13 protein-coding genes and 1 pseudogene are annotated in these 11,831 nt (G+C 46.2%); 3 read left to right on the top strand and 11 right to left on the bottom strand.

Annotated elements, in window-relative coordinates; translation table 11 throughout:
- Positions 1-122: 122 nt before the first annotated feature.
- Positions 123-557, bottom strand: coding sequence for a VOC family protein (locus M6D81_RS20300; protein ID WP_262678835.1), 435 nt, complete (start codon positions 555-557; stop codon positions 123-125).
- Between the two features lie 65 nt (positions 558-622).
- Between M6D81_RS20300 and M6D81_RS20295 the strand changes: the two genes are divergently transcribed.
- A complete protein-coding gene (locus tag M6D81_RS20295) occupies positions 623-1,453 on the top strand; it encodes a helix-turn-helix domain-containing protein (RefSeq protein ID WP_262678834.1) in 831 nt (276 codons plus the stop codon).
- A 376-nt stretch (positions 1,454-1,829) separates the two neighbouring features.
- Here M6D81_RS20295 and M6D81_RS20290 read toward each other — a convergent pair whose 3' ends face one another.
- From M6D81_RS20290 to M6D81_RS20250, 10 genes and pseudogenes are all read right to left on the bottom strand, one after another.
- Complete coding sequence (locus tag M6D81_RS20290) at positions 1,830-2,285, bottom strand: DinB family protein (protein WP_262678833.1); 456 nt, start codon at positions 2,283-2,285, stop codon at positions 1,830-1,832.
- A 399-nt stretch (positions 2,286-2,684) separates the two neighbouring features.
- Positions 2,685-3,896, bottom strand: coding sequence for a pectin acetylesterase-family hydrolase (locus M6D81_RS20285; protein WP_262678832.1), 1,212 nt, complete (start codon positions 3,894-3,896; stop codon positions 2,685-2,687).
- A gap of 435 nt (positions 3,897-4,331) precedes the next feature.
- A complete protein-coding gene (locus M6D81_RS20280) occupies positions 4,332-4,655 on the bottom strand; it encodes a type II toxin-antitoxin system PemK/MazF family toxin (protein WP_262678830.1) in 324 nt (107 codons plus the stop codon).
- Positions 4,656-4,895, bottom strand: a complete 240-nt coding sequence (locus M6D81_RS20275) for an AbrB/MazE/SpoVT family DNA-binding domain-containing protein (RefSeq protein ID WP_262678829.1) — start codon at positions 4,893-4,895, stop codon at positions 4,656-4,658.
- Positions 4,896-5,105: 210 nt separating this feature from the next.
- Positions 5,106-5,498 carry a hypothetical protein gene (locus M6D81_RS20270; protein ID WP_262678828.1) on the bottom strand — a complete coding sequence of 131 codons (393 nt, stop codon included), beginning with the start codon at positions 5,496-5,498 and terminating at the stop codon, positions 5,106-5,108.
- Between the two features lie 67 nt (positions 5,499-5,565).
- The gene (locus M6D81_RS20265) at positions 5,566-6,510 is read right to left on the bottom strand and encodes a helix-turn-helix transcriptional regulator (protein WP_262678827.1); all 945 of its coding nucleotides are present in this window, start codon (positions 6,508-6,510) and stop codon (positions 5,566-5,568) included.
- Between the two features lie 100 nt (positions 6,511-6,610).
- Positions 6,611-7,237, bottom strand: a complete 627-nt coding sequence (locus tag M6D81_RS20260) for a type 1 glutamine amidotransferase family protein (RefSeq protein ID WP_262678826.1) — start codon at positions 7,235-7,237, stop codon at positions 6,611-6,613.
- Between the two features lie 333 nt (positions 7,238-7,570).
- A complete protein-coding gene (locus tag M6D81_RS20255; RefSeq protein WP_262678825.1) occupies positions 7,571-8,041 on the bottom strand; it encodes a helix-turn-helix domain-containing protein in 471 nt (156 codons plus the stop codon).
- A gap of 40 nt (positions 8,042-8,081) precedes the next feature.
- Positions 8,082-8,240 (bottom strand): annotated as a pseudogene (locus M6D81_RS31875) (MFS transporter); the annotation flags it as partial.
- 165 nt (positions 8,241-8,405) lie between these two features.
- Positions 8,406-9,581 carry an SDR family oxidoreductase gene (locus M6D81_RS20250; RefSeq protein WP_262678823.1) on the bottom strand — a complete coding sequence of 392 codons (1,176 nt, stop codon included), beginning with the start codon at positions 9,579-9,581 and terminating at the stop codon, positions 8,406-8,408.
- 246 nt (positions 9,582-9,827) lie between these two features.
- On the opposite strand from M6D81_RS20250, the gene M6D81_RS20245 reads away from it, so the two are divergent.
- Both M6D81_RS20245 and M6D81_RS20240 read left to right on the top strand, forming a co-directional pair.
- Positions 9,828-10,514 carry a response regulator transcription factor gene (locus tag M6D81_RS20245; protein WP_262678822.1) on the top strand — a complete coding sequence of 229 codons (687 nt, stop codon included), beginning with the start codon at positions 9,828-9,830 and terminating at the stop codon, positions 10,512-10,514.
- A complete protein-coding gene (locus M6D81_RS20240; RefSeq protein ID WP_262678820.1) occupies positions 10,511-11,650 on the top strand; it encodes a sensor histidine kinase in 1,140 nt (379 codons plus the stop codon). Before M6D81_RS20245 ends, M6D81_RS20240 begins: the two co-directional genes overlap by 4 nt.
- Positions 11,651-11,831 lie beyond the last annotated feature (181 nt).

Here is an 11,831-nt window from a genome sequence, read left to right as displayed (position 1 = left end):
GCTTCCACAAGGAAGCTCCTTATTTTAATGAGGAGAGGATGTCACGATAACATTAAGCATAATGATCTCATATCAAAAAAAGAACTAACATCGTTCGCGTAACGATGCCAGTTCAAGTCAAGTTAAGCTTTTTGAATGGAATGCAGTACTTCTTTATAATGCGGACTATGGATCAAGCCAATGATGTTTCCAAAAGGGTCTACGACCGATGCCGTGAACCAGTCGACACCACGCTCCGTTAGAGGCTCGTATTGCGTGGCACCCAGTTCCTCTAACTTCTTCAACATACCGACAACATCATCCACATGCCAGTATAGCGTCGCTCCTCCCACTCCAGCTAAGGTAGCTGTCTGGGGCGCGTATTTCTTATCAATGATGCCAAGCTCATCTTGGAAGTCCCCGATTCGATATTCAATATACGCTGGGTTTTCGGGATTCGGACTTTGGAAATACGGCTCCACACCCAATAGCTTAGTGTACCATTCTTTGGCCGTATTGAGATCCTCTGCCCAGAAACTCACATTTGCCATACCGCGTAATTGGGGTGTATTTGTCATCTTCATCAAGCTCCTTTAAGTGAATTGGTATAGTTTCTATAATTCAATAATAGAGGATGGATACCATGACTGTATTACAGAAATCCGCAGACATTTATAAAACAGGTGGGAAACTGGATCCTGACGGCTTCGAGCGGAATATTAACTTTGAAACCTATGTGCCGCCGGTCTGTCTGTCTCCATTCGTTAACCATTTTTGGACCATACGCTGGAATATGACGTCGGGGCAGCCCTACATATCGGAGCAAGTTATGCACAGGCCTTATGTCGATGTCTATTTATCTGCGCACGAATCAGGTATTCAGTGCTCATTCCGGGATAAACGGGATTACGAGGCAGCGGATAATGGCAGAATCATCGGTGCTCGATTTAAACCAGGCGCGTTCCACGCTTTTTGGCGCAGATCGCTGGCAGGCTTACACAACGAGACGATTGCATTGCAAGAAGTGTTTGCCGATGCCGACCATTCTTTTATTGAAAATACGCTGGCATTACAGGACGACACAGCTGTCGGCGCTCTTGCCGAGCTCCTGCAAGCACAAAACCCGCAATATGATCCTAACGTTGAAATCATCGACCGAATCATTACGGCGATTGAGTCAGATCATTTCCAGACAGTTGGCGATGTTGCGAAATGGGTTGGCAAAAGCGAGCGATGGCTCCAGCAGCTATTCCAGGACTATATTGGAATCGGGATAAAGTGGCAGCTCCAAAGGCATAAACTGCTTACTGCGGCAAAACTCATTCGTGAATGCGATCAACCAGATTGGGCGGATATTGCCTATGATCTTGGCTATAGCAGTCAACAGCATTTCATTACGGACTTTAAGCGTGTACTTGGTGAAACGCCTCTGCATTACAAGAAAAAACTGAGCTCCCAGGTATTCATCGAATAACTCATCGAATGGATTCGAGATCCTGCGGAATCGTCGCGTTCTTCTGTGATTCATAGGCCATGTCCCATCTTCCATCTCCCCGTGCTCGATGAATTTCGGCATAGCCTGGGGCTTTCATTCGTCCGGTCTCCATTAACTTCTCTGCTTTTCGCACGTTAATCAGGGACCATGGGCTTTTTGACCGCCTCGGCGAATACCTTTGTAAGTAATAAATACAAAAAATAATAAGCGCAGTATTACAAAAAGCCGCAGTGAAACTAAAAAAAGAACCTCTAAAACCAAAGGTTTTAGACGGCTCTTAGGCGAAAAATGCGAAAGGAGCATGGTGAGTCGCATAGTTACGAATCTATCAATATCCAATTCTGCTTAGCCCCTGTTAGAGCCTCGCGAACGTGATGTAATCAACCTGGACAGGCTCTGCCGATTCGATTCGAAGTCCCCGGTTGATCTGTCCCCGGTGATATTGCCCATGTAAGAGGACTTGCGACAGGATGTCCCGGGCGGACGTCCGGAACGGAACCCCGCTCTGGTTCGCATAGTCGATCATTTCGTCCAACTCGGATTCCTCGAGCCCTTCGATATAGGCGCGATATTGCTCGGCGTTTTCTTCGAACATCGTCCGGATCTCCGACAGGTCTTCCGCTTCCTCCCACAACGAATATTGCGCACTGCCCTTGCCCTGCAATCGAGACAGCCAGACTCGTTCCGCGACCGCAACGTGCCGAGCCAGCTTCAGAAGCTCCTTATTCTTCGTATCACTCTCCTCGAGCGCGTCCAAGATGCGTCCGTCCGCCCAGTACAGGTGTTCCATCATGCACTTGATCGTCTTCATTTCGGTTTCCCCCTCTTCGTCTCACCGATTACTTGAACCTGCTGTAGCTTGTCCGGCGTGACAGCTCCTAGAAATCCAATTGGTTAACGTAAACAATTTTCTTTTTTCCATATCGTGTTTTGATGGAACAAATACTCCTGAAAGAGTTCGTCAAAAACCTCCTGGCGATATTCCTGTATTAGCTGCTGCAATAACACAGGTACGTTGTCTGCAGAACTGTACGGTCCTATCAGCTTTCCCCATACATCGCTATTCCACTTAAGCAAACTTCTCCTCCGTTCCTAATTTCCAATTTCTATCCTTTCCACTTATTGTATCACATAAAAAACACTGGAATTAGTGCCCAACATCCTAACTCTCCCATGTCACTTAGGGTACTTCTTAACGGATATGATTCAACTATCGTTCTCCAATCTCTTTCTCTACAAAATGCCGCCCCACGGAGTAATATTCATCCTTATTCACGGCATCGTCCAGCCACTTCATCAGCTTCACCCCGTCCTGTTCGGCTTTGTAGAAATGATTTAATGGGGAGAGTGTATGTGGTGTCCTTCCCGTCTTCTCGTTAAGACCGTAATCAGTGATGTAGTAATAGTAGCCTTGCAATACTTCAGTTAGCTCCCCGGCAGATTGCAGCATGCGGGCCGACCAGCGGTGCACATATTCGCCATCGTCCGAAACGTCACCATTCAGATCCTTTTCAAAGTCGAACAGCAGCTCATCATAAAGCGTATTGGACTGCAAAAGTACCGCATTGTCCGGGAGCAGCTTACGGTTCGCCGTGAATGCGGACGAAATCAAATCGCCCTGGACTTCATAACCAAAAGTTGCTGCAAAGTTGGCCTTCCATTCGTTATCGATAATATCCGGCCAGCGAGCGGCATTTAAGTAGGAGCTGTCCGAATATTGATAAATACGGGCATCCGGGTAGCATTTCGCAATCTCAGGCACCCAGAAAGCAGCTCCGAATCCTCCGGCGCTTTCTCCCGCAATGAGGATCTTTTCCGGCGCGGCGAAATGGTTTGCAATCCATTCCAATGCTGCTCGCGTATTGGCTTGACCGTTGTAACGCATTGTAAACGTCTTGCCTTTATCATCCGTATATTCCTTGGATGCATTCCCGATATGCAGATCACCAGTAGAATAAGGGATATATACAATATTCCAATCCTTGAACGGATTGTCAGGGTTATTATTTTTCAACAGGCCGTCAAGCGTACTTACTTTAAAGAATGGGATGTTAGGGAAATAATATTTGATCTCACCACTCTTCATAACATTACTCAGACTAATCGGCTGCGCGGCAGTCCCAGCATCCCAAGCTACACCGCCCCCAGAAAAATAAATGATCAATTTATCTTCAGCAGCTGCTCCTTTATTGGCAAGTAAATAGTATTCCGAACCGTCGGCAGAAATGACTTGTGCATCCTGATCAAACTTGATTTTATTCCAGACATAGCGCTCCGCAGAATCCCATTCATCCGGTTCAGCAGGTTTTTCAAGAATGAAGAAATAAACATAACCCGCTAAAACACCCAAAACAAGTGCAAATCCGCCTATCGCAGTCAGGAGAATCTTGTTGATTCTTTTCACTGTTTTCTTTCTTGCCACACAAAGACCATCCTTTCAACCGTAAAGTTATAAACCCCGCTATGAACCGAGGAGCACTTGCGAAACTTCGCAAGTAACGACTGGTACATTGAAGCCTGGCAAAAGAAATCAAAATGGAACATTCTCATGCTGATTATACGGTCCAGTGTGATACTTCCACAACACCCCAATTTTTCGCCGTCACTTATGGTAAGGCTCAGCATATCCTTTCTAAGGCGAAATTTAAATTGCCGCTGCCTATCCGCCATAGGCATTAGTTGATTACGGAAGCCAAGTCGACATCTTCCACGCCATTTTGCTTGAAACAAAATGAAACGGCTAGCGCCGTCTTCTGGCGGCGACCGTTTCACGAGAAATATATGAACCTGATCAAAAGCAGTGCAAACTTATAAATTCTTATATTTTAAAAAAAGCCAGCCCCTAAAATGAGACTCGCTACAAAAATGTGTGTATTTTGTCTAAGCACTCATTGATTACTTCAGTCGGGGCTTTTCCGACGATATCAATGCGTCTAGCTCGCCAATCAAGATTTTTTATCTGATCCGTTAAAATGACCCCGTTAAACACCAAGCCAATGGGGAGCAGCACTTCGTATCCCCAGCCTCGGACCGTATGAGTGATTGGGCAAACCGAAACAAAACCCGTCGTTTCATTAAATGCTTTTGGTGACAGCACGATCGCAGACCTTCTCCCAGCTTGTTCGTGACCTGCTTGGGGATTAAAGTTTATCCATACTAGATCTCCTCGGTCTGCACTCATCTAAAGCAATTCCTTCCCTTCTACACCGAAATCCATTTCGTCGTGGCGATTTTCCGGGTTGCATTGGGCCAATAATTCTTCTAATGTCGGCTTTTTCTTCTTTGGTATTACGATGAGCGAATGATCATCACCCACAACCAAGTCAACTTCCGACCCTTGGCTGACCGCAATCCTTTCGGCTATCTGGCTCGGAATACGAATGCCTAGACTGTTTCCCCACTTCTGTACGGTGGTCGACATGGAGAGCCCTCCCTCTTTTCGATTGCTTTCGCTCATTTTATCACACCTTCCATCGACATGTATATACCAGTATATACAACGAAGTTGAAAATGATACCTTAGGCAAGGAGAAGGAGAGCGAATCAATGAAATACAGGCAAATAAGCCTAAAAAAAGAAGTGTCTAAGACATTGAGATGTTCTTTGCCGCTTGCTTAAAATGACATTGTGCTTACTTGTGATAAGGTTCACCGTAACATCTATAGAGCAAAATCGAAAGGCACCCGAGTTGGGTGCCTTTCACTGCCTTAGAATATTCAATATTTACCGTTGCCCTACCTGTCCGTTCCATCAAATAAAATATATAATCGGTTAGTATTCCCGCATATCCTTGCTGCCTCAGCATCGCGGTCCATTGCCCCTGTGATACGTCCCGTGGTTGATCTACATGCCACAGGAAGTCGGAGAAATGCAAATGCGTATCAAGACAGCCATACTTCGGATGCTCAATCGTCATTGTCTTGTCCGGATCAGGCGTACGCCCCAGCAAATCACGGAACTGTTCGGCGACGCCTGAGAACAATCGACGCATCTCGTCAACGATTCTGCCCTGCTCTTCCTCCACCCAGCCCGGCATCTTCGAAAAAATGACCTTGTTCGAAACTCCCGCTGACAACCATTGTCAGTGAAGTTCAATCGGAATCTTCGTCATAATGTTTGGCGATTCCATATGCCACTTCCTGGATCCGACGCTTTAGCTCCTGTGGCTCCCGAATGCGAATGGCTGTGCCGAATGTCATTAGATACATTGGTAGGTGCTTGTTCATCGTCGGGACGTCGAGTAGAAACCGCGCCTCTCGATCGGTCCGTTCCGTCAAATAGTGGCGCATATGCCAGTGGCGGCACACCGCGTTCAGCGTGTCTGGCTCTCCCTCGATGCGGATGACTGTCAGTGGTCCATCTGCCTCCCGTTCTCGCTCGGACTGGTCGCGGAAATAGACGGACGCCGAGAAACGCTCCGGCTTCTCGAACCGCGCTTCAGTCGGCTCCAGCCGCGTTATGCGGTCCACGCGAAACGTCCGTACCTCCTGCGACCGATGGCAGAACGCGACAGCGTACCACTCGTTTCGGTCGTAAGCCAACCCGTACGGATCAACTTCTCGTCCGTCGTCCTGCTCCGCATTCGCTTTGCGATAGGTAATGCGAACCGTTAGCCCGTCCTTCGCCGCCTGCTCTAGGTCACGCAACAACGGAACGACGGAAGGTAGACGCGACGGAGAAATTACATCCAAGCCATTCGACTGTTGGAACAGATCGTGGCTCTGCTCTTCGTGCAGCCCGTTCTCCACCTTCTTAAGCGCGCTTTCCAGCTCCTCTGTATATGGATAACCAGCGCCTTGCGCAAATTTAAACGCATCCACGAGCGCCTTCACCTCTACGGAGTTGAAGAACAATGGCGTCTCCTTGAAGCTTTCCAGAATACGAATGCCACCGTCATGGCCCGATTCCGCGACGACCGGCACACCACTGGCGCATAATGCGTCGATATATCGGTACACGCTGCGAACGCTGATCTCCAAACTGTCCGCGATCTGCGTGGCGGTGAGCTTCCTTCCGGTTCTAAGTATCCAAAGCATCGAAAGCATATTATCCCATTTCGCTATTGGAAGCACCCTCTTTTTCTTAAGAAAATGAAACTGATTTGAGCTACGGCTCCACAATCCTATGCTTATACCTTTACTGTATTGAATTCATCAACTCATAAAAATATTTGGGTTCTTGAGTCTTATTAAGACTATACCAGGCATCTAATGTTTGTGAAGAAAACACGCCCAGAGCTTTCAACACGTGTACAGCAAATTCCAACGGAGCTATTCCAGATGCAGTGATCAGTTTTCCATCAGTTACAACAGACTCCATTTTGTAATACTCTTTACCCGTGTAAGTGGGACAGATCATTTTAAGGTATTCCAGATCATTGCTTGTATGCGGGCGTGAATTCAGCAATCCTGCTTGGGCAAGTCCCATTGTTGCACCACAAATCGCTGCAACCAATATACCTTCCTTTAAACACCTCTGAGCGATTTTTAAGATGGGTTGGTGAATGGTTTCTGTCCATGTATTTCCACCGGGTAAAATCCATGCATCTGTGCTTTCAATGCTGCACTCATCAAGTTTAAGGTCTGGCCGTATTTTCAATCCGCCCATTGTAGTTACAGGAGTCTTTTCCATTCCCACGGTGACTACTTTGGATGGGGCCAGCCCCTTTTTATAAAATCTTCCCGAGTTCAGTTCGGCAGTTAAGTAACCTATTTCCCAGTCTGCCATTGTGTCAAACACATAAAGATATACCGTACTTTTCATTTGAAAATTCTCCTTAATGTACAATTCATCAAGTGATACCAACTATCCATCGGTGACCACTGACTATCATAATTATAAAATAGCTTCACTGACATCTGTTGTCAGTGAAGCTATTGAAGTTGATCATATTCATTCACTCCGACGCAACAGCAACAAGTTTTTCCTTCATCCAAAAAGAAAAAAGCAGCCAATATGGCAGCCAGCAGTTCGAACTATAACTTTCTTTTAACGGGGATCCAAACTTCACAAAATCGATTCCGTTTGGCTATCATCCGTCCAATAGTACTTTTCCAAGCAAGGCCCCTCAACTTGCTCGAAGCTCGCCGACGGGAACTACTCGGAGTAAATACGCTTCCAGACGTTTTCAACTTCGAGGCCCAGTTCTTCACTCTCAGGCACCTTCTCACGGCTGTCGAATACGGCATAAGTCTGGTCAGGAATAGATAGCATCGTAAATTCAGAGGGCACCGCATTTCCGTCCGGCAGAACGGTCCCAAAGAGATAGTGTCTGGTTCCATCTTCTCTAAAGTCTTTAAACGCCTTTTCCTCAACGATACGATAGTTCATTTCGGTTTCTCCTTTAATCTGAATTTGAAAGGAGAGACGAGGAAACGCTTTGAGCTTCACGTTCTTTTTCTTCGCTGCAAGCGGCGTTACCCCATGAATCCGTTGAAAAGCTTTGGCGAATGCCTCTGGACTTTCGTAACCATACTTCAGGGCAATATCGATGACTCTACTGTCAGACCCGGCCAACTCTTCCGTAGCTAACGTAAGTCGACGATTGAGTGCTTTGAATTGTCTCAAAAACTTGCCGTTACTTGTGGTAAAGTTCAGTTTAACGGGTCTATACCGCTACGCCGAAAGAAAATGCTGATGTTACCAAACCGAACATTTTCTTGCGCCCTGTATCCGTAAAATAACGAGTAATGATTGTGTTGTTTATTGCCGGGATAGCTGAAGCTCCTAATCCTTGAATGGCACGAAATAAAATAAGTGTGATGTAATTATCATGAAAACGGAACTCGCGGCATAAATCGCGATCCCAATCACCATAAGATGCTTCGGGCTGAACAAATCGCTAAGCTTCCCAAAGACAATCGATCCGATCCTCTTCCGGTATTCCTCTCCCGCTGTCTTTCACATCTATACCCACATACCCGTCTCCATCCTACGTTCCATGGCAAGCAGCTTGTGCTCTACTCCATGCGGCATGAATCTGTTGTTCCTCGAAACGATGCTCAACCGCAAATTGAATCAATGCTTCTATAGAAGCCGGGATATCTATTGAAGGAATATCCGCCATGATTTGATTCAGGGCCGACGTATCATATTCGTAACATGGTCCTGTAAGATAAGGGCTAAAGATACTTCCGACTGACCTATAGTAGATTTTCTCAAGACCTTTCAGGTTAATAGGCTTCTTATCGACAAATGCATAATTTGTAAATCCAACCGCATCCAATATACGGGATAAATACTCCGCATGATGTATTGATTTGGTCTGGACAATGTTTAATTGACTCCGGTTTGTGTGACTCAATCTCAAGCAAGCTTTTGCTACATAATCAACCGGAACGATATTCATCCCCGAGTTCGGGTTGATATGAATTCTTATCCCGTCTCCCGTATTTTTCTCTTTCATCATCCAGAAGAAACGTCCCCACCCGTAAATCACATCAAATTTAGAAGTATAATATAGAGGGGCGGTTAACAATCGGCCAACGACAACACTCGGCCTCGCAATTTGAATCGTCATCTGCTTTTTGGCACCATACTCTTGAATCATCGTTTCAATAGCCGCTTTAGATTGTTCATAAGGATTTCGATATACATCGGATGAAGAGTGAAGAAAATGATCATTTATTAATCCTGTTCGAATACCCGATGAGAATATCGTACTGATAAACATAAACCTGCAGTCATAGCTTTGCAGTGCATGCAGAAACGACTGTGTACCTAAAAAATTATGGTGAAACACGTCTTGTTCTGCTGCTTGACCCACATGCAAATTTACACTTCCGGCACTATGAAACACTTGGAGTCTAACACGGTCTGGAATATGCTTCTTTAAAATCTTTGCCAAGTCACGGTCTCGAATATCGCCCTCTATGATCTGTATATAATCCATGGCATGGTTGACAGATCCCTGTTGTAAAAAATCAGGAGTCCATGCATTTTGCAACAAACCGCGGATAAATGCCGCTCCATCTCTGCCTTCTTGCCTGCGAATAAGCAAATAGATTTTCCCCTGCTTATGCCCTCTTATGTATTCGGGTAGTTGTTCGTACAATATATGCTGACCAATTAATCCTGTACTTCCTGTAATTAATATATTCTGTTCCATTGTATTCTCCGATCTGTCCAGACTCTCCCTCTTCTTTTACGAGAAAGCGACCCGCGCCTATTCCTTAAGGAATCTATCTGCTTCCAAGCAAGTATAACCGACAAATGTCGAGATCTTATGCAGATTTTCCTCTTTTCTTGCGTGAACTTCTTCAAGAATCTGCTAGATCACGGTATAATTTTTGATAAACGGTGTATTCTCGCGAGTGGAAGCAGAATCAGACTAACTTGAAAAGATGTGATTGGAATGGAACCGAAATTGTTGCTTGTGGAGGACGAGCCGGACATGCTTGAGGAGATGCAAACCTATCTGCAACGTGAGGGGTTCCAGGTATTGACGGCCTGTACCGGCAAGGAAGCGCTCATGATTGCCAGGTCTGAACGGCCTGATCTCATCTTGCTTGATTGGATGCTCCCAGAGAAAAGCGGCATCGACGTATGCCGCGAAATCAGACAATTCTCGAATTGCGGTATTATTATGGTTACGGCCCGATCGGATGAATCGGATAAAATCGTCGGTCTGGAAATCGGTGCGGACGATTATTTGACGAAACCGTTCAGCTTGCGCGAGCTCGCTACGCGCATCCGGGCTTTACTTCGCCGCTTGCGCGGACCTGAAGACAGGTCGATGTTCTTGGAACGAGACAACCTGACCATTTCCGAGGCCAAATGTCAAGTATTCAAGGACGGCCAGCAGATCCAACTGACACCGACAGAATTCAAAATTTTGTACACGTTGGCTGCGCATCCCGGAATGGTATTCAGCCGCCTGCAATTATTAAAAACCGCACTCCAGGACGAATATATGGGCTACGAAAGAACGATGGATTCCCATATCCGGAATCTTCGCCGCAAGCTGGGAGACGATCCGGCGAGCCCTCGTTATGTTCAAACGGTCTACGGCTTCGGTTACCGATTCGGTGAACAATCATGACGCCCACGGTACGCCAAAAAATACTTGTCTACATGGGACTGCTCGTTTTTATTATCGGCGGTGCCTATGTCTTATATAATCAGGTTTACTTGGAGTTTTTGTTCGATCAATTCCGTAAGGAAGAAATCAGTGCAACTTTTTTGAATGCCCCGCCAGGGGAACAAATCGAGATCTTGAAAATTTACGTTATGGGCAAGATGAAGCTGTATTGGTTTGGGAAATGGGGCTTTTTCGTAGCTACCTGCCTATTCTTCAGTTTATGGATTTCGGGGGTACTGACGCGTCCGCTTCGAAAACTTATTGCCGCTATCGAACGCGTTGCACAAGGGGATCTGGAGGTGAGCGTTCCTGTACAAACAAAAGACGATTATGGTAAAGTTATCCAGACATTCAACGATATGACGCTTCGCCTGCGGGAAGCTGAGGACGCCCGCAGACGATTGGTGGCCGATGTCGCTCACGAGTTTCGCACGCCGCTGTCCATTATGCAGCTTAAACTGGAAAATTATCAGCAGGCCGGTCATCATGTCCCGCCGGAAATGCTTCGGATTCACGATGAAGTGATCCGATTGAGCCTGCTTGTAGATGATCTTCATGTCTTGTCACTCGCAGAAGCGGGCCGGTTATCACTCGATCGCAAACCGCTCGATCTGACGGCACACCTTGAACGAATCGTGGACGACGTGAAATACGAAGCGGAAGAAAACAGATTGGAAATTCGCCTCTCTACGACTTCAAGGCCGGTGACCGTAATGGCCGATGCCAGACGGATTACGCAGGTATTCATCAATTTGTTGACTAATGCAATCCGCTACACGCCGGAAGGCGGAAAGATTTCAGTTGTCATTCAAGACAAGGTCGTAGATCGGAATGCAGTCTATACATGTGTCTCCGTGATCGACACCGGCATCGGTATTCCGGCCGAAGAGCTGGCTCACTTATTCGATCGTTTTTATCGCGTGGAAAAAGCACGTTCACGGCATACAGGCGGAACGGGGCTCGGATTATCGATCGTTCATCATTTTGTCAGAGCCCACGGCGGGTTCATCCGCGTCGTTAGCGAGCCTGGTCAAGGTACGACATTTACTGTTTATTTGCCTATTAATAATGATATTAACATAAAGACTCTTTTCTGAGATAAACAATGTTTCGTTCACATGTTACCGCCTATCTAGTTACCCTGAAAAAGTCTGGCTTAGTCGAAACATCCTTGAACTAAAGCGGCCTCACTTATTAGGAGGGATTCGATTGCGAATCAATTTGAATATCATCATTTATGATAATTTCAACCTCTAGTTCTCAGCAAAAAACCAAGTG

Source organism: Paenibacillus sp. J5C2022, assembly GCF_025567625.1.
Classification (GTDB): domain Bacteria; phylum Bacillota; class Bacilli; order Paenibacillales; family Paenibacillaceae; genus Pristimantibacillus.
Note: the sequence above shows the minus strand (reverse complement) of the source record. Positions and strands in the feature narration are given on the sequence as shown.